Annotated in this window: 19 protein-coding genes; 11 read left to right on the forward strand and 8 right to left on the reverse strand. The window is 62.3% G+C overall.

Features of this window, described 5'->3' with window-relative positions; all coding sequences use genetic code 11:
* Positions 1–37: 37 nt before the first annotated feature.
* Entirely contained in the window at positions 38–1237 is a 1200-nt protein-coding gene (locus tag ACYQ14_RS06125; RefSeq protein WP_459885980.1) for a DHH family phosphoesterase, read from the forward strand.
* Between the two features lie 166 nt (positions 1238–1403).
* Here ACYQ14_RS06125 and ACYQ14_RS06130 read toward each other — a convergent pair whose 3' ends face one another.
* A complete protein-coding gene (locus ACYQ14_RS06130) occupies positions 1404–1574 on the reverse strand; it encodes an HVO_0758 family zinc finger protein (protein WP_345782513.1) in 171 nt (56 codons plus the stop codon).
* 116 nt (positions 1575–1690) lie between these two features.
* Here ACYQ14_RS06130 and ACYQ14_RS06135 point away from each other — a divergent pair, with 116 nt between their 5' ends.
* From ACYQ14_RS06135 to ACYQ14_RS06160, 6 genes are all read left to right on the forward strand, one after another.
* Positions 1691–2908 carry an MFS transporter gene (locus ACYQ14_RS06135; RefSeq protein ID WP_459885984.1) on the forward strand — a complete coding sequence of 406 codons (1218 nt, stop codon included), beginning with the start codon at positions 1691–1693 and terminating at the stop codon, positions 2906–2908.
* Between the two features lie 115 nt (positions 2909–3023).
* A complete protein-coding gene (locus ACYQ14_RS06140; protein WP_459885987.1) occupies positions 3024–4148 on the forward strand; it encodes a glycosyltransferase family protein in 1125 nt (374 codons plus the stop codon).
* 122 nt (positions 4149–4270) lie between these two features.
* The gene (locus tag ACYQ14_RS06145) at positions 4271–4774 is read left to right on the forward strand and encodes a DUF7109 family protein (RefSeq protein ID WP_459885989.1); all 504 of its coding nucleotides are present in this window, start codon (positions 4271–4273) and stop codon (positions 4772–4774) included.
* Between the two features lie 4 nt (positions 4775–4778).
* On the forward strand, positions 4779–5366 hold the full coding sequence (locus ACYQ14_RS06150) for an NUDIX hydrolase (protein ID WP_283834552.1): 588 nt from the start codon (positions 4779–4781) through the stop codon (positions 5364–5366).
* Between the two features lie 145 nt (positions 5367–5511).
* The gene (locus ACYQ14_RS06155; protein WP_459889999.1) at positions 5512–6291 is read left to right on the forward strand and encodes a DUF7388 family protein; all 780 of its coding nucleotides are present in this window, start codon (positions 5512–5514) and stop codon (positions 6289–6291) included.
* A gap of 244 nt (positions 6292–6535) precedes the next feature.
* Positions 6536–7732 carry an NAD(P)/FAD-dependent oxidoreductase gene (locus tag ACYQ14_RS06160; RefSeq protein WP_459885993.1) on the forward strand — a complete coding sequence of 399 codons (1197 nt, stop codon included), beginning with the start codon at positions 6536–6538 and terminating at the stop codon, positions 7730–7732.
* Positions 7733–7866: 134 nt separating this feature from the next.
* Here the strand turns inward: ACYQ14_RS06160 and ACYQ14_RS06165 are convergent, their stop codons facing one another.
* Positions 7867–8382: an Hsp20 family protein gene (locus ACYQ14_RS06165; protein ID WP_459885995.1), complete on the reverse strand. Its 516-nt coding sequence runs from the start codon at positions 8380–8382 to the stop codon at positions 7867–7869.
* A gap of 243 nt (positions 8383–8625) precedes the next feature.
* The gene (locus ACYQ14_RS06170) at positions 8626–8784 is read right to left on the reverse strand and encodes a DUF7559 family protein (RefSeq protein WP_459885998.1); all 159 of its coding nucleotides are present in this window, start codon (positions 8782–8784) and stop codon (positions 8626–8628) included.
* A gap of 172 nt (positions 8785–8956) precedes the next feature.
* Between ACYQ14_RS06170 and ACYQ14_RS06175 the strand changes: the two genes are divergently transcribed.
* Together ACYQ14_RS06175 and ACYQ14_RS06180 are read left to right on the forward strand one after the other, a co-directional pair.
* Positions 8957–10681 carry a radical SAM protein gene (locus ACYQ14_RS06175; protein WP_283834557.1) on the forward strand — a complete coding sequence of 575 codons (1725 nt, stop codon included), beginning with the start codon at positions 8957–8959 and terminating at the stop codon, positions 10679–10681.
* Positions 10682–10922: 241 nt separating this feature from the next.
* Positions 10923–11327: a TRAM domain-containing protein gene (locus ACYQ14_RS06180; RefSeq protein WP_459886001.1), complete on the forward strand. Its 405-nt coding sequence runs from the start codon at positions 10923–10925 to the stop codon at positions 11325–11327.
* 179 nt (positions 11328–11506) lie between these two features.
* Here ACYQ14_RS06180 and ACYQ14_RS06185 read toward each other — a convergent pair whose 3' ends face one another.
* The 4 genes from ACYQ14_RS06185 to ACYQ14_RS06200 form a co-directional block, all read right to left on the reverse strand.
* The gene (locus tag ACYQ14_RS06185) at positions 11507–12274 is read right to left on the reverse strand and encodes a geranylgeranylglyceryl/heptaprenylglyceryl phosphate synthase (RefSeq protein WP_459886004.1); all 768 of its coding nucleotides are present in this window, start codon (positions 12272–12274) and stop codon (positions 11507–11509) included.
* A 119-nt stretch (positions 12275–12393) separates the two neighbouring features.
* Positions 12394–13242 (reverse strand): YkgJ family cysteine cluster protein, encoded by an 849-nt coding sequence (locus ACYQ14_RS06190; RefSeq protein WP_459886007.1) that lies wholly within the window; start codon positions 13240–13242, stop codon positions 12394–12396.
* Between the two features lie 83 nt (positions 13243–13325).
* The gene (locus tag ACYQ14_RS06195) at positions 13326–14129 is read right to left on the reverse strand and encodes an MBL fold metallo-hydrolase (RefSeq protein ID WP_459886010.1); all 804 of its coding nucleotides are present in this window, start codon (positions 14127–14129) and stop codon (positions 13326–13328) included.
* Positions 14130–14259: 130 nt separating this feature from the next.
* Positions 14260–15411, reverse strand: a complete 1152-nt coding sequence (locus tag ACYQ14_RS06200) for a PAS domain-containing sensor histidine kinase (protein ID WP_459886012.1) — start codon at positions 15409–15411, stop codon at positions 14260–14262.
* 155 nt (positions 15412–15566) lie between these two features.
* Here ACYQ14_RS06200 and ACYQ14_RS06205 point away from each other — a divergent pair, with 155 nt between their 5' ends.
* Complete coding sequence (locus ACYQ14_RS06205; RefSeq protein WP_459886015.1) at positions 15567–15875, forward strand: hypothetical protein; 309 nt, start codon at positions 15567–15569, stop codon at positions 15873–15875.
* A 5-nt stretch (positions 15876–15880) separates the two neighbouring features.
* Here ACYQ14_RS06205 and ACYQ14_RS06210 read toward each other — a convergent pair whose 3' ends face one another.
* Positions 15881–16162, reverse strand: coding sequence for a MarR family transcriptional regulator (locus ACYQ14_RS06210; RefSeq protein WP_283834563.1), 282 nt, complete (start codon positions 16160–16162; stop codon positions 15881–15883).
* A 136-nt stretch (positions 16163–16298) separates the two neighbouring features.
* Here ACYQ14_RS06210 and ACYQ14_RS06215 point away from each other — a divergent pair, with 136 nt between their 5' ends.
* Positions 16299–16700 carry a PPOX class F420-dependent oxidoreductase gene (locus ACYQ14_RS06215; protein WP_459886019.1) on the forward strand — a complete coding sequence of 134 codons (402 nt, stop codon included), beginning with the start codon at positions 16299–16301 and terminating at the stop codon, positions 16698–16700.
* Positions 16701–16892: the final 192 nt, after the last annotated feature.

Here is a 16892-nt window from a genome sequence, read left to right on the forward strand (position 1 = left end):
GGGGAAAATTCTTGGTGGCTCGATTTAACAGTGGGGTATGAGCTATCGGGGAGTCCGTTTGCCGGGGGACGCTGCCGGCGGTGACGGCGCGTTGGCGGTCGACGGCGCTGTGGATTTCGCTGAGTCGACGGATCCGCTCGTCCTTTCGTTAGTCGTTTTGGGGATTGTCGGAATCTTCCTGGGGGGCTGGTGGCTCGTCAGGTGGTTTCGCCGACCGCCCGGCTCGCGTCTCAAGCGGGTTCTGGCCACACACGACGAAGTGGCGGTGTTGATGCACCCGAACCCCGACCCCGATGCGATGGCGTGTGCGATGGGCGTCGCCGAAATCGCGGATTCGGTCGACACCGAGACGACGCTCCAGTATCCCGGCGAGATACGACATCAGGAAAATCGCGCGTTCAGGACCGTCCTGGATCTCGACCTCGAGACGGTCGAATCGAGCTCCGACCTCGCGGCCGAGACCGTGGTGCTGGTCGATCACAACACGCCGCGCGGGTTCACGGGAGCCCAAACCGTCGAGCCGGTCGTCGTTGTCGATCACCACCCGGGCAACGGGGCGGGAACGTCGTTTACCGACGTCCGAACCGACTACGGCGCGGCCTCGACGATCATCGTCGAGTATCTCGAGGATATGGACGCGGTGATGGCCGAGGAGGAAGAGGACGACGGCGATTTCGAAATTTCGCCCGAACTCGCGACGGGGCTGTTGTACGGCATCCAGTCGGATACGAACAACCTGACGAAAGGGTGCTCGAGGGCGGAGTTCGACGCGTGTGCGTTTCTCTTCTCGGGAATCGACGAGGACAGCCTCGATCGGATCGCCAACCCGCAGGTAAGCGACGACGTGTTACAGATCAAAGCAAAAGCGATCACGGAAAAGCGCGTCGAGGGATCGTTCGCCACCTGCGACGTCGGGAAGATCGGCAACGTCGACGCGATTCCACAGGCCGCGGACGAACTCATGCACCTCGAGGGAGTTACGGCCGTCGTCGTCTACGGAGAAAACGACGGGACGTTACACCTCTCCGGGCGCTCGCGCGACGACAGGGTTCACATGGGAGAGACCCTTCGACACGTCGTCAGCGACATTCCGATGGCCAACGCCGGCGGTCACGCCCGAATGGGTGGCGGTCAGCTCTCGGTCGAACACATGCGCGGCATCGGCCCGTCGGACGGAATCAGCCACGTCGAGTTCGAAGACCGGTTATTCTCGGCGATGGCTGGCGATCGGTCCTGAAGCACAACGCGCGTTCTATCGACGCGGCGGATGTTCGACCACGCACGGTGTGGACTGGCGCTCGGTCGACGAAGCCGGTCGTCGGGAGACTCGAGCGGATCGGGCCAAAACGGATCAGTCGAAATCGACCGAGAAGAGAGTGTGAGTCGACGGACAAACCGAGCGGTTACCGGATTTCCTTCCACTTCGTGTTACATTCTGGACAAATCCGAATCGTCGTGATCGTGTCCGGATCGTTTTCGGTCTTGAGGGGTTTATCACAGTCAGCACAGACCACTCGCTCGTAGGTGTCCTTATCGAGTTCACCCTTACGAAGTGCCTTCCGGATTGATTGCATGTTCACCCCCTACGAAGGTCGGGGAGAAAAAGACAGGGGCTGTTTTTATCTCGGCACTTGTCATTTATAGCGTTTCGATTCGAAAGCATGACTTGGGAGCGACCGACAGCTACCGTATGAACGATCCAGTGACCCAGCGCTTTCGCGGCCGGACGGCAGTCTTCGGGTCGCTGTGCGGACTCGTCTTTCTGGTGAACCTCGGCCGGATGATCTACGCGCCGCTTCTCGAGCCGTTTCGAACCACGTTCGGTGCGAGCGCGGGCGCGGTCGGCCTGCTCGCAACGTTGGTCTGGGTCGGAAGCGCAGCGCCGCGCTTTCCGACGGGATACATCCTGACGAAAGTTCCCCGGCGATGGGTGGTGCTCGCGACGGGACTCATCCTCGCCGGCGGTTCGGTGTTCGCCGCGCTCGCTCCCTCACTTTCGGTTCTCTACGTCGGTGCCCTGTTGATGGGCATCGCGAGTGGGGTCTATTACGTTTCAGCGATGCCGCTGGTGAGCGAGCTCTTTCCCGACCGACCGGGTCGTGCGATCGGGATCAACGGAATGGCGAGCCAGCTCGCGGCGGTCGCCGCACCGCCGCTCGTCGCCGCCGTCTACGCGATCGCGTTCCTCCCGATCGCCGCCTGGCGGGTGATCTTTCTACTGATGGCTGTCGGGGCGGTGATCTCCGCGTTCGCGTTCTACCTGACCGCGCGCCGAGTGGACCTCCCCGGTGCCGGACGCACGGACCTGAACCTCACCGAAGCGCTGTTCGCCCAGTGGAAGATCATCCTCACGGGAATCGCGATCGTCGGCCTCGCGGGGCTCGTCTGGAACGGCGTTTTTAACATGTACGTGGTCTACCTCGTGGAATCGAAGGGATTCTCCGAGACAATCTCGCAGATCCTGCTCACCGTCGTCTTTGCGACCGGCGTCCCCGCGTTCTGGCTCACCGGCGTTATCGCCGATCGAATCTCGTTCGTGCCGCTCATGCTCGCCGTCCTGATCGGCTTCGTCATCTGTCTCGTCGGCCTAATCCTCGCAGAAAGTCTCCTCGCCGTCTTCCTCATCTCGGCGGTGATCGGTTACGTGATGCACAGCCTCTTTCCGGCGACGGACACCTACATCCTGGCCTCCCTTCCGGATTCTCACCGCGGGAGCGGCTACGCCGTCTTCAGCGGCACGATGATGCCCATTCAGGCCGTCGGGAGCGTCCTCGTCGGCGGCCTCGTCGACATCGGGTTCAGCTTCGACGAGGTGTTTACCGGGCTCGCCGGCGGGCTCGTCGTTTTGATTGCCGCACTGATCGTGCTCTGGCTCGCAAACCTGCTTCCCAACGGCGGCTCGAGCTAATCCAAACGTTCCCCCGAACTCACGAACGAGCCCGCCGTGAGCGGCTGAGCCATCCTATCCGCCGTGGCTCGCCGGAGTCGTGGCCGTTTTGGTTCTCCGCTCGAAGTGTCCACCGATGGAATACGTCCAGGAGCGAATTGCCACGCTCCACGAGTTCGGATCGACGCCTCGAGTCGGGGACGTCGAAGCCGCGCTCAAGGAAACGGCCGTCGTCGTTCCGATGACCGATCGGGAACACGAGAGTCCAGCGGCCGGGCGCGTCCTCGCCGAACTCGAGGCGGTCGATCCGGCCCGCGTCTTCGTTCCCGTCCGCGCCTCGCCCGATCGGATCGAGCCGTTTCGCACCTGGCTCGAGTCGTTCGACCTCTCGCTGTCGGTTCTCTGGTGTAACGCACCAGCCGTCAAGGAGTTGCTGGGGACGGTCGGGCTCGACAACGGCTTCGGAAAAGGGCGAGATGTCTGGCTCGCGCTCGGCCCCGCGGCCGAGGCGTGTGAGTACGTCGTCGTTCACGACGCGGACGCGCGAAGCTACGAGGGAAACCACGTCGCCCGTCTGTTAGCACCGCTGACGAACGGGTTCGAGTTCTCGAAGGGATACTACGCGCGCGTCGAGGACGGTCAACTCTACGGGCGACTGTTCCGCCTCTTTTACGAGCCGCTCGTCCGTGCACTCGAGGCGCGCCACGACGAACCGATCGTTTCCTACCTCAGCTCCTTCCGGTACGCCCTCGCCGGCGAGTTCGCGGCGTCGTCGGAGCTAGTCCGCAGACTCCGCGCGCCGCGAGCCTGGGGGCTCGAGGTCGGAACGCTGGGTGACGCGTTCGAGTACGCCGGCTTCGAGGGAACAGCACAGGTCGACCTCGGTCGGCACGAACACGACCACCGAGCCGTCGCCGGCAACGCCGGGCTCGAGGGAATGAGCAGAGCGGTCGCCGCCGAACTGTTGCGGGTCTTCGAGGAACGCGGCGTCGAGCCGGAGTACCGAACGCTCCGTGAGCGGTACCTCGACGCGGGGCGGCAGTTGATCAGCCAATACGAGGCCGATGCGAGATTCAACGACCTCTCCTACGACGTCTCGGCGGAACGCGATCAACTCGAGCGCTACGCAAACTCGATCGAACCGCCGGGTTCGGATCGACGACTCCCGCGGTGGGTCGACGCGTCGCTTGACCCCTCGGCGGTACTCGAGGCGGCCCAGCCGTGGCCCGAAAAGCGCCTCGAGCCGGGAACGCAGGATTGACGAGCGCGATTGGGGATATCCCGGCTCCGCGACGCGGGAATCGGCGTTTTTTCGCACCGTCTCAGTACGACCGAACGTATTCGCTCGAAACCCCTATCAGCGGACCCGCCGTTAGCGTGGGTATGGATGCGACGGCTGACGAACTCGCTGGCGTCGTCGACCTCTTCGGCGGACTCTCCCGCGACGAACTCGAGCGGGCGCTCTCGGAGGCCGCGTTTCGCGCGGACGGTCGCTCGATCGACGAGGGAGCCCTCGAGGAGGCGATCGACGACGGCCTCGAGTCGTTTACGTTGCTCGAGTGTACCGTAGCGGAGATGACGACGGATCCTCGAACCCTCGACGCTGAGGACCAGTTCTACGTTTCCGGGCCGGCGGCGTTCCCCGAGGTTCCGGAGTACGCGGAGGACGTTCCCCACATTCTCGACATCGACCGACGGCGGTTCGACCGAGAGGCGCTCGGCAAGACCGCTCGAGACCGGTTTTCCGACGCTATCGACGAGGCACTGAACGGAGCGCGCAGTGACGAACGACTCGAGTACCTGCTCGAGGTGAGCTACGACATCGAGGCGTGGGCACCGGTCGAACTCGCAGACGAGCGGGGACGCCTCGAGGAGGGACTCGACTGAGCGCATGTCACGTCTTCACCTCGACGCGATAGCCGACTACGAGCCGACCCGTATCGACGACCAGGCCTACGACGCCGCGGTCCTCGCACCGGTTATCGACCGCGACGGAGAGGATTACCTCCTGTTTACGAAACGAGCGGATCACCTCGGCGAACATCCCGGACAGATGAGCTTTCCCGGCGGCGGCGCGGAACCCGGGGACGAGACAATCCTCGAGACCGGGCTCAGGGAAGCCACCGAAGAGATCGGCCTCGAGGACCACGAATCCGAAATCGTGGGCCAGCTCGACGACATTCGGACGATCACGGAGTACGCCGTCACGCCGTTCGTGGGTCGCGTCCCGGATCGGGAATACGACGCGGACGAACACGAAGTCGCCGAAATTGCCATCCTTCCGCTGTCCGGGCTCCTCGATCCGGAGAACTACGAATGCGAACGACGGAGCCACCCGACGTACGGCGAGGCCGTGGTTCACTACTTCCACGTCGACGGCTACACCGTCTGGGGAGCGACGGGGAACATTTTGGTCCAACTCCTCGAGTTGGCGACCGATTTCGAACCGGACGATCGAGTCGAAAATTCACCGTTTTGAACGGTCAGAAAATCCGTCTCCGGCGTCTGAAACGCCACCCTTTTGCGGACACATCCCGCACCCACGGACAACCGCATCGACGAACTGTCGCTATCGGCGCTTTCAAACGCCGAACCGACGGCATCGCGTGAGGTAATCGTTCATGTTGACAGCCACGAGCCCCGTAACCTGCGCCGGATTGGACGCGATCGCGCTCAAACCAGCCGAGTGTGACGTCTCGAACGCCGCGTCGGTCCCCGTCGAGACGATCGTCATCGACTACGAAGGACGGGCGCACCTCCCCGAGGAGGAAGCCCTCGAATCCCTCTCGGAGTCGGCGGACGTGTTTCTGACGACACCGGTTCGAGCCGACGGCTTCGATCCGCTCGGCGACGAGACGCTCCTCGGGAAGCTCCCCGAAGGCGTCGGGCGAATTCTCGTGGCGGGACACGCCGCGTATCTCACGGACGAAGAACAGACGCGAGCAGTCTCGCCGCGACTCGGTGCCGCCCTCGAGAGCGACCCCGACGCCTGGGTCGGCACCGAAGGCGTCGAGCGGATCGCGATGGCGACCGGCGCGACGCAGTTCGAACTGTACTCGAGAACGACCGAACGGGAGCTTCGATCCCTGCGCAACGCCGGATTCGACGACGAGATTTCGGTCTACGCGCCGACGGTGTTCGCCGACAACGAGGACGAGATTCTCGACGCGATCGGCTCGTACGTCGCCCGTCGTCGCCCCGTTTCGAAGGCGCTCCCGGAGGAGGCACGGACGGACGCGAGCGCACAGGGGCGATCTCGAGAGATCCTCCTCGAGGCGGCCAGAGATTACGCACTCGTCGGACCGGAAGCTGTGGTCCAAGAACAAACCGAGAGCCTGCGAGAGGCGGGCGCGACGACCGTCGTCGGCTATCCCGCGTCCGGGCTCGAGGCGTTCCTCGAATAGCCGAGTTCTCACGGCCGAAGGTCCGCGAACGAACCGGTCCGCGAACGAGTGAAAACCGTTCTGACTTTGACGGCCATCCCGGCATAATAAGGACCTCCGACGCCGAGTGGTCGATATGACACGACCGCCCTCCCGTCTCTCGATGGACTCCTCGCGGAGAGATTTCTCGAGCGCCTGGACCTCGAGTAACGACGGTGATCGACGGTGACTGACGGTGATCGACGGTGATCGACGGTGATCTGCCGTGAGCGAGTCAGCCACCGACGCGGAGCTCGCGATCGGTGCCGACGCGTTCGACGAGGACGGCGCGGGACTCGAGGTCGCCGTCGTCGGGGCCGGAGCCGTCGGCTCGACGGCGGCGTACGACCTGGCACGCCGGGGCGCAGACGTCACGCTGTACGACAGCGGCGAGGTCGCAAGCGGCGCGAGTGGACGGGCGGCGGGACTCTGTTACGACGCGTTCGCGGACTCGCTCGACGCCGACATCGCGGGCGACTCGATAGAGCGCTTTCGCGCGTTTTCAGGCGACGACACCTTCCCGTTCGTCGAGTGTCCCTACGTCTGGCTCGCTCGAGACGGCGACGACGAGCGGGCGGACGCGATCCGAGAGCAAGTCGATCGAATGCAACGCAACGGCATCGTCGCCCTCGAGATGGACGGCGAGGAACTCGGCGAGCGCTTTCCGGCCCTTCGGAGCGACGACGTGGCGGTCGCCGCCGTGGCGGGTGCGGCGGGGTACACCGACCCCGCCCAGTACACGGCCTGTCTCGCGGCCGCCGCGACCGGCGCCGGTGCAACTCTCGAGGCGAACACGCCGGTCGGCGTGAAGGCGGAACCACCTCGCATCGTAACCCGCGACGGATCGGGGACGGCTCGAGGCGAGCGCGAAGTCGACGCCGTCGTCGTCGCCGCGGGCGCACACACGAAGCGACTGCTCGCCGAGGCCGGTGTTTCGATCGCGATGAAACCGTACCGCGTGCAAGCGCTCGTTGCGAGCGGTGACTTCGAGGAGCCGATGTGTTACGACGCGACCGACGGCTTCTATCTACGGCCCCACGCGGATGGAATCCTCGTGGGTAACGGCACCGAACCGACGGAGGCGGATCCCGACGAGTACGACCAGACGGCCTCACCGCAGTTCGTCGAGGATCTCCGCGAACGGGTCGGCGACCGACTCGGGGCGATCGATTTCGAGATCGATCGATCGTGGGCCGGCCTCTGTACTGCAACGCCGGATCGAGATCCGCTCGTCGGCGAACTGCGGGAGGGGATGTTCGTCGCGACCGGGTTCCAGGGCCACGGCTTTATGCGGGCACCGGCGATCGGCGAACGCCTCGCGTCGAAGGTGCTCGGCGAGGGCGGACTTGAGCGATTCGATCCGACCCGATTCGACGGAGACGAGTCGTTCGATATCGTCGAAGGGATGAACGTCGATTCCTAACGGCAGAACGGTCGGAACGAAGCGACGGATCGGTTGAAAACGAGTTGTAGGACCTCATACAGCCGGCTGTCCCTCTATGAAGATTCTCGCACCTCGGGGCGACAAGAATTGTGAACGACGTACAGCCGGCAGTATCAGTCGTCGATGGTGATCTCGTCGGCTCCGGGTTCGCCGCCTTCGATGCCCTCGGCGTCGTCGACCGGGACGTCTTCTGCCGCACCGTCGGAATCGCTGACCGCGACGTCTTCCGAATACTCTCCCGCTCCCTCTCCGGTTCCGTCTTTGGGTATTTCGACGTTGAGCGTACCGACCTCCGTTAGTCTCGCCGTACCCGCATCGGGTTCGACGATCGCGTCGTCGGGAAGTTCGGCATCGCCCTCGAGCGACATCGAGCGGCCGGGAAAGCGCATTCGGAATCCGTCGTGGAACTGTCGAAACCGATCGATCTGAACGTTGACGGTGCCGTCGAGATACCGAACCTGTAGCTCTTCGGCTTCGGCACCCGGCGCATCGAAGACGACGAGATACGACGTCTCGTTCTCGAGAATATCGGACCGTAACGAGCGCTTTCGTTGGGTGTAACTACTGATGCGGCCGATCTGTCGGTACAACACGTTTCCGACCGAGCCGCCGAAATCTTTCAATGCCACACCGGACCACCTGTAGCGGAGACCACACGCAGGGACTGACTAGCGTACATACCCACGAGAGGTCCTAGGAGACGCTCGTTGATATTGGTTTTGCTGAATGGAAAATAACGTCTGACGAAGCCGACCCGCAGTCGGGGTGTTAGTGAGTATAATCGCCGACGGCAACGATTTCGCGAGTTCACCGAAGAGTCTCGGTGAGAGGTTTCGTTGAGGAGAGACGATCGGAGCTCCGGAGTCCGATAGCTAGAGTTCGACGACCTCGAGACAGTCGGTGCCCGCACAGACCGGACACGAAAGCGCCGAAACGTCGTGATTCTCGGGAACGTCGTAGGTGTAGTGGTTCTCGAACAGGTCGAGAAAGCAGTCGTCGTCGGTGCACTTGATCTCTTCAGTCGGTGGCATACACCACAGTAGTGCGAGAACGATTATGAACGGTTGGGTCCCGGAGTCGCTCGAGAGGGACGATGCGGGCCGAGAGGGCGGGTGTGAACCAAGGGAGGTGGACGCGGGTCCGAAGCCCCACACTCGAGTCGTGTAGTCACCGTTTTAGGCCTCGAGACGCTACCACTGTGCCATGACAGACCCCGAAACACTCTCGGTCACGATCGTCGACGGCTACGTCGACGAGCCCGCACACTTCGGGGTCCCACCGTACATCTCGACGTATCCGCGCTACGCGGCGGGCGCGCTGGTCGACGCCGGCGTCCCGCGCGAGCAGATTACGTACCACACGATCGACGGACTTCGCGACGAGCCCGATCGGTGGCAGGACGTCGACGAGGCCGATCTGCTGGTCTACCTCGGCGGGATGACCGTTCCCGGCAAGTACGTCGGCGGGACCCCTGCGGAACCGGACGAAGTCCGAAAGCTCGCCTGGACGGCGAGCGGGACGACGCTGATGGGTGGCCCCGTCAAGTTCGGCGTCGGCGAGGAAAACGCCGGCGCGACCGAAACCGAACGTCAGGATCTCGACTTCGACTTCGTCGCGAAGGGCGACGTCGAGGCGGCCGTCTACGATCTCGTCGAGAGCGGTCTCGAGGGATTCAACAACAGGATGCGCGACGTGGACGAAGTCACGCGGTGGGCCCAGGAGGGCGCGTTCGTCGTCGAACAGCATCCGAACCATCCCGAGCACCTCATCTGCGAACTCGAGACCTCTCGCGGCTGTGCCTACCGGTGTTCGTTCTGTACCGAACCGCTCTACGGAAACCCGACGTTCCGGCCGGCGCCCACTGTGGTCGGCGAGGTCGACGCGCTCTCGAACCACGGCGTCAAGCACTTCCGAATCGGACGGCAGGCCGACATCCTCGCCTACGGCGGCGACGGCGAAGCCCCGAACCCGGATGCGCTCCGTCAGCTCTACAGCGGGATCCGCGAGGTCGCACCCGACCTCGAGACGCTTCACCTCGACAATATGAATCCCATCACGATCGTCGAGTGGCCCGAGCAGAGTCGGGAGGGGATTCGGATCATCGCCGAGCACAACACGCCGGGCGATACGGCCGCGTTCGGACTCGAGTCTGCCGACCCGCTCGTTCAGGAGGAGAACAACCTCAACGTTAGCGCCGAAGAGTGTTTTGAGGCGGTCAAGATCGTCAACGAGGAGGCGGGCTGGCGACCCGAGGACCGCTCGGAAATCGACCGAGTGGGCGGCGATTCGCCGACCCGCTTACCGAAGCTTCTCCCCGGAATCAACCTTCTGCACGGACTCAAAGCCGAACGCGAGGAGACCTACGAACGAAACCTCGAGTTTCTCAAACGCGTCTACGACGAGGGACTCATGCTTCGCCGGATTAACATCCGGCAAGTCATGTCCTTCGACGGAACCGAGATGTCCGATACCGGGGCGACGATCGCAAACGAGCACAAGGACCTGTTCAAACGCTACAAGAAACAGGTCCGAGAGGAGATCGACAACCCGATGCTCGGGCGCGTCGCCCCGAAGGGGACCGTTCTCCCGGACATCCACCTCGAGTACCACCAGGACGGGACGACGTTCGGTCGCCAGCTCGGAACATACCCGCTTCTCGTCGGCATCCCCGGAGAACTGGAGTTGGGCCGAACGCTCGACGTCGCCGTCGTCGATCACGGCTATCGGTCGGTCTCCGGCGTTCCCTACCCGCTCGACATCAACAGCGCCTCGATGGACGAACTCGAGGCGATTCCGGGAATTGGCTCGAGTCGCGCGGGCGACATCGTGGTCAATCGGCCCTACGGATCCGTCGCCGACGCCGACGCCGGTGTAGACGCGGATCTGACGCGGTTCGCGACGGCGAATTCGCCAAACCGAGCGGACTGAATTGTGGAGGGGAGACCGAATCGAACGGGATGTTACTTATTCGCACGTCATCGCCTCGACGAATCGTCCGACGCCACGCGTTGGGAGCGATTAACTCACAACCCCTCCGTGGGCTGGCGATTTGACGATCCGTCCGATCCAGTCACAGTCCGAAATCGCCGTCCACACGCCCGAAAACGCGAGCGTTCTGTCGGTAGTTCTATTATGCATGCGATTCAGACAGAAACGTGAGGGTCTAACTGTGGAAATATCTGAAAAACTCCTGTGTCTGTTCAGTACAGATGTTTCGGAAGAGGAGGATCGATACGTTATCGAAGTACCACGCCAGGAAGTAGAGACCGGCGACGTCGAACCGGGGGATATCTACAAGGTCGCGCTGATTTCGCGAGACGAGGCGACTGAAGAGACATCCGTCACGGCAGAACGATCGAGCCCGCCGTCCGAACCGCAGCCACCGGTCGATGTCGGCGAAACTCGATACGTCGAAATCGAGGACATCGGCAAGCAAGGGGACGGAATCGCTCGCGTCGAACGCGGCTACGTTATTATCGTTCCCGGCGCCGACGTCGGGGAACGCGTCAAGGTCGAAGTCAGCGAAGTCAAGTCGAACTTCGCGGTCGGCGAAGTTATCGAAGAGACGTTCTAATCCGCCGAGGAAATCGACCCCCTCGCGGACGAGCGATACATCCGGTGATGGGTGGAAATCGGAGTATCGTCTCTCTTTCTCGGTCCGAAGAACTGGGTCCGAAGCAGTTGCAGTCGAACGCGTCGAAAACTCGATATATCGTCAGCTGAAGGCCTCGAACCTCGATCGACCGGCTGAGACTAGCGCTCCGGAATCGTCTCGAGATATGTCGACGGATCCTCGTGAAAACAATCACCGACGACGATGGCGTCCGCACCGGCCTCAAGGATTTCGGTCGCCTTCTCCCGACTGTCGATTCCGCCGCCATAGAGCAACGTCGTCTCCTCGAGGTACTTCGAGGCGGCTTCGACGTCTTCGGGGCCGCCATAGGTGCCCGAATATTCGATGTAGAAGATCGGAAAGCCGTAGAACGTTTCGGTCGCGAGCGCGGCACCGGCGACTTCTTTCGGCGTGTAGACGGAATCGACGCCGGAAACCGCGGCCGCGGCGGAGTCGAGGTGTTGGACGACGTAGCCCTCGCCGATGACGTTCGTCACGAGTTCGGAAACCCTGTCGACGCCTTTCGATTCGACCAACCCACCGACCAGTGGCACGCTACTGCCGAGCACTTCGTTTGATTTCTCTGCGACCTCAGTGAAGAGTTCGACGTGCTTTCCCACGAAATGGTCCCAATCGCCGTTGTAGACGGCCGGGACGGAGAGGTAATCGGCGAGCTCCATCGTCTCTTTCGAGACTTGATTCGAATCGTACGGTTCCTGAAAGACCGGGACCGACGGAATCGCCTCCGTGATCGCCCGAATCGCCTCGAGCGAATTCGCTTCGGTGACGTCGTCGGAGCCGCCGATCATCACGAGATCCGTCCCCTCGAGAACGCCGAGATCGGACGGCAGGGTTTTCGCCGGATCGACCTTCGTAATATGGCAGATTCCGTCCCAGTCGAGATCCATGCGTCTGCGTTCGGGGAGCCGAATAATATCTTTGGTGATCTCTCGTCCGAACGCGCTCAATTCTCGAGACCGTTGAAAGGCACTCGAGAAGGACTGTATCCGCGAAAACGGGAAAGAACTTACTCCTCGATCGGCGTTCCGTCTATCCGTTTTGCACCTTCTGAGTCGTGAACGACGACGTTCGCCGTGTCGGCCGAAGCCGGATCGTAGTTGTCACGGACGGCAATCGCCTCCTCGAGTTCTCGCACGGCCCGTTCCTTCAGGGCGTCGGCAAGCTCCTTCGCGTCCGCACGGGAGATGTCACGACCTAGCCCTTCGCACTCGTGGGCGCGTACGAGTCCTTCTTTGTCGACGGCCTCCCCCATCGGCTGACTGGTCCCCGCGAGTGCGACGCTGAACGGATAGGTTCGACAGATCAGGGGTCGATCCTCGTGGGCGAGGCAGCCGCCGACTCCCTTCTCGTCTTCCTCGTAGAAGACACAGTCGCCACAGGCGGTCGTTTGTAACGCCCACTCGAACGTTTCGCCCTCGAGGTCGCCGTCGTCGCCTTCACGGAGTCCGTACGGCATCGGTCGAGCAACGTCTCGCCACTCGTCGACGTGCTCGTCGGCTGCTGTCGCTCCGTCAGCCGCCGTCTCGTCAACCGCCTCTTTGTCAACCGCCTCTCCGTTGGTCGCCGACTCTCGCGGTTCGTCGCTGAGAGACCCGTCGTCACTCGAGCGATCGCGAAGGGTTCTGACTTCGTCGGGAAACACCGTCGCCGTGTGGGCTTCGCCGGCGATGTCGTCTTCGACCGTTGTGGCGCTGTCGTCGCCGTCCATCTCGGGGTCGCCACCATCAACACCGGATTCGGCGGTACAACACGCGCCACAGCGCGTACACTCGAACCCGATCGATTCGATCGCGTCCGCGAGCTCGCTCACCGAAAGGTCGCGGGCTTGCTCGAGTTCCGCTTCGAGAGACTGCACACCTCATCCTGGTCGCCGAAGCGGAAAAGTGAGTCGCCTGTCGGCGGCCGCAGAGGAAAGCCCCTCGGTTATTGGGGGATGAACTACGGCTCCGATGGACTTGCTCGTTCGCCGTCCCAGACGATCCTCCCTTCGACCGCGAGTTTCTCGAGGTGGGCCCGGACGGTCGCTCGAGCCAGTTCCCGGACCCCGGTAAGATCCTTCTCGTAGGCGGTCTCGAGGATCTCCTCGAGCGTCTCGGCCCCCGCGTCGACGGCCTCACGGACTCGCCGTTCTCGCCGCCGTCGGTGCTCGAGGAGCCGTTCGAGGGCCTCTCGAGGCTGGTCGATAACCGGGCCGTGGCCGGGCAACAGTTCGGGCGGGTCGATCGCCCAGAGGCGTCTGAGCGTGCTCATGTACGCGCGCATTTCGCCTTCGGGGGCACCGACGACGACGCTTCCGTCCCGTATCGCACAGTCGCCACAGAGGATCAGCCCGCTCTCGCCCACGACGAGCGCGACGTGATCTCTGGCGTGGCCGGGCGTGTCGAGCACGGTAATCGTCTCGGTTCGACCCGACTCGTCCCCGATCGAAATTTCCGATCCCGGCCACAGCAGCCGGTCCGGCTCCCGTCCCGTCGCCGAACGAAATCGATCGACATGACCGCGGTGGGCCCAGAGCGTGGCGTCAGTTCGGGCGGCGTACGCGTCGACGCCGCCGACGTGGTCCGGGTGCGTGTGGGTGAGCACGATGTGCTCAACGCCGCGGGCTTCGACCAGTTCGTCGAGTTCGTCGGTTCGACCGGCGGGATCGACGAGCACCGCCGGGTCGGTCCCGATGAGATACGCGTTCGTCTCGCCACCCGGCGCGGCGGTCTCGACGGGAACGGAACAGCGAGTGACGTCCATGGGAGGTGATTCGCTCGAGGCGAAAAATGCGTATCGGAACTGCGAACCGGAAGTTCGTTCGGCCACGAGCCGATTAGTCGAAAAACGGGGAAGGAGTCGGCTGGCGCGGATCAGTCGACCGACACGGAAATCAGCCCTCGGAGCCGTCCACAGCCGATAACGTGAACAAAATCGTCGTTCCATCGCCCGGAGCCGAATCGATCCATATCTCGCCGCCGGCAGACTCGCTTCGCGAGCCTGCCGAGCTCGAGTTCGCTTCGCTCGCTCGAACGCCGTGGCGCTCGACGATACGCCGACAGAGCGTGAGTCCGATCCCGCTTCCGACGTATTCCTCGTGGCTGTGAAGCCGTTGGAACATTTCGAAAACGCGCTCTTCGTCCTCGCGATCGATGCCGATCCCCTCGTCGCTGACCGAAAGAATCCACTCTTCGCCCTCCCGCTCGCTCGAGATCGTGATTCGAGGCGACTCATCGCCGCTGTACTGGATCGCGTTATCCAGCAGGTTCTGGAAAACGAGACGGAGTTGATTGGGGTCACCCCAGACTGTCGGGAGCGATTCGACGGTGATTTCGGCGGCCGTTTCTTCGATTCGCATCTCGAGATTTGCTAACACCTCATCGATGATTTCCTCCAGATTGACCGGTTCGAAGGTGTCTCCTTGCGCGTCGATTCGTGAAAACGTGAGGAGTCCCTCGATCATCGACTCCATTCGGTCGGCCCCATCGACAGCGTACTCGATGAATTCTTCTGCGTCTTCGTCGAGTTCGTCCCCGTACCGTTGCTCCAGTAGCTGCAAGTAACTCGAGACCATTCGCAACGGCTCCTGAAGATCGTGAGAAACGGAGTGAGCGAACTGCTCGAGTCGTTCGTTCGATTGCTCTAATCGTCGCTGATATTCGTGTCGTTCCGTGATATCGAAGTGTGCGACGGCGACGTATTTCTGCTCTCCGTGGGTAAACGACGCCGCTCGCATGAGGAACCAGCGCTTCGTGTCGGGTGAATGGCAGGGATACTCGAACTCGAATAGCTCTCGGTCGCCCTCGAGAAGTTCAGATAAGCCGGCGACGACCGCCCGTGCGGTCTCCGACTCGGACTGGGCAGTTACCTCGAGATAATTGAGGCCAATAGTGCTTGGCCGAAGCTCGATATCGTTCGCCTCCCCGAACTCCCGCCACGTACGATTCGTGTGCAAGATCGTTCCCTCCTCGTCCAGAATAGCGAAATTCATTGGAAGGGTGTCGACAGCGGACGTAACGAGAGCGTTCGGCTCCCTGGAGTTCATGGACGAGCCCAGTCGGCCGATGAAAATAACCCTGTTCCCGTCAAACCGAAGCGACGCACTCAGCGGGATCTCGGGCGCTCCAGTAATCCGCCAGACTCCATCAAAACGAACGGTGCAAACAGGTGGTTTTTGCGTCTGTGTTCGATCCGTTCATTATGTCCTATGACACGCTCGCGACCGGTTGCGCTCGCGGATGGAAGCCGGCTATGGTACTCGCGCTGGGAAACTGCTGTGCATCGTACTCCGTCGAGAACGAGACGACTGGTGATCGGTGCGAACTACTGACCTCTCTCGAGCGAACTACTGACCTCTCTCAAGCGAACTGCTCCGAACGAAAACTAGCCGAACGACGGTATTCAGCCGGCGCTGGGAACGACGCGTTCCCCGGCGCGTTACCCCACCGGCACCGAATGCGGGTCGAAGTCGCAGTCGCGACATCGATCGCGACTCAGTGGTTCAGGTAGGTGACTCAGTGGTTCAGGTAATAAACTTGTTTGCGCGCGTCGCGGAAGCTGTATCGAGATTCGACGAGTTCGACGTCCTCCAGACGATTGAGCGCGTAGCGAACGGTTCGGTCGGGAAGGAGCGATTCCTCGGCGAGTTGGCCCTGGGAAAGCGGCGAATCGGTCTCGAGAACTTTCGCGACGAGCTTTGCACTCGGCGGCAAGTCACGAAGGCGGTCGCGGTATTCGGTTTCGGTCAGTGAGTCTTCGGCGGCGGCGGCCTGTTCGTCAGCCGTACTCATGCTCATACCATCCCCAGCGAATGGACGATGGTAAAGCTTCCCTATATGGGAATACGAATAATCCAGTTTGTAATAGGTGTATAAGTAGCATATATATTCGTTTTGCGAACCGCTCTTCCCGTTGGCAATCGTCGCACCCAGTATGGAATCCGTTCCAGCCGAGTACGCAGATTTGCTCGAGCGAGAGAGTATCGCGCACTTCTCGACGATTATGCCCGACGGAACGCCGCAGGTGACCCCCGTCTGGATCGACGCCGACGACGACGGCTACATCCTGGTCAACACCGTTCGAAGTCGACAAAAAGCAGAAAACGTCTCGAAGAATCCGAAAGTGGGCCTCTCGATTACGGATCCGGAAGATCCGTATCGGTACGTTTCGATCCGGGGAGAAGTCGAGGAACTGACGACCGAGGGCGCGGTCGAACACATCGACAGCCTCGCACAGCGATACATGGACCGCGAGGAGTATCCGTATCACGACGACGAAGACAGTTCTCGAGTGATCGTTCGCATTCGGCCCGATCGCGTGATTACGGGTCAGTAGCCGTGAGAAGCCGTCCGAGCGCGTCGCGGGCGGCTACTCGGTGGATGGCAATTGCTCGAGTGGAGCGAAGAAGCCGATTGTTCGACTGGTCGGAAGCAATCTGTCCCTCGAGTCAGCGCTCTCCGTTCGGCGACGAAGGCCGTTGCCGGCATCCGATAGCCGCTACGACGACGCCATCGTCCCTCGGACCCG

This window comes from Halostagnicola bangensis, assembly GCF_054653435.1.

Coding starts and splice junctions, on each gene's coding strand:
- ACYQ14_RS06195 (WP_459886010.1), bottom strand. CDS start 14,129: ATGGACGTCACTCGCTGTTCCGTTCCCGTCGAGACCGCCGCGCCGGGT.
- ACYQ14_RS06125 (WP_459885980.1), top strand. CDS start 38: ATGAGCTATCGGGGAGTCCGTTTGCCGGGGGACGCTGCCGGCGGTGAC.
- ACYQ14_RS06185 (WP_459886004.1), bottom strand. CDS start 12,274: ATGGATCTCGACTGGGACGGAATCTGCCATATTACGAAGGTCGATCCG.
- ACYQ14_RS06175 (WP_283834557.1), top strand. CDS start 8,957: ATGACAGACCCCGAAACACTCTCGGTCACGATCGTCGACGGCTACGTC.
- ACYQ14_RS06200 (WP_459886012.1), bottom strand. CDS start 15,411: ATGAACTCCAGGGAGCCGAACGCTCTCGTTACGTCCGCTGTCGACACC.
- ACYQ14_RS06150 (WP_283834552.1), top strand. CDS start 4,779: ATGTCACGTCTTCACCTCGACGCGATAGCCGACTACGAGCCGACCCGT.
- ACYQ14_RS06170 (WP_459885998.1), bottom strand. CDS start 8,784: ATGCCACCGACTGAAGAGATCAAGTGCACCGACGACGACTGCTTTCTC.
- ACYQ14_RS06135 (WP_459885984.1), top strand. CDS start 1,691: ATGAACGATCCAGTGACCCAGCGCTTTCGCGGCCGGACGGCAGTCTTC.
- ACYQ14_RS06145 (WP_459885989.1), top strand. CDS start 4,271: ATGGATGCGACGGCTGACGAACTCGCTGGCGTCGTCGACCTCTTCGGC.
- ACYQ14_RS06210 (WP_283834563.1), bottom strand. CDS start 16,162: ATGAGCATGAGTACGGCTGACGAACAGGCCGCCGCCGCCGAAGACTCA.
- ACYQ14_RS06205 (WP_459886015.1), top strand. CDS start 15,567: ATGTCCTATGACACGCTCGCGACCGGTTGCGCTCGCGGATGGAAGCCG.
- ACYQ14_RS06130 (WP_345782513.1), bottom strand. CDS start 1,574: ATGCAATCAATCCGGAAGGCACTTCGTAAGGGTGAACTCGATAAGGAC.
- ACYQ14_RS06140 (WP_459885987.1), top strand. CDS start 3,024: ATGGAATACGTCCAGGAGCGAATTGCCACGCTCCACGAGTTCGGATCG.
- ACYQ14_RS06215 (WP_459886019.1), top strand. CDS start 16,299: ATGGAATCCGTTCCAGCCGAGTACGCAGATTTGCTCGAGCGAGAGAGT.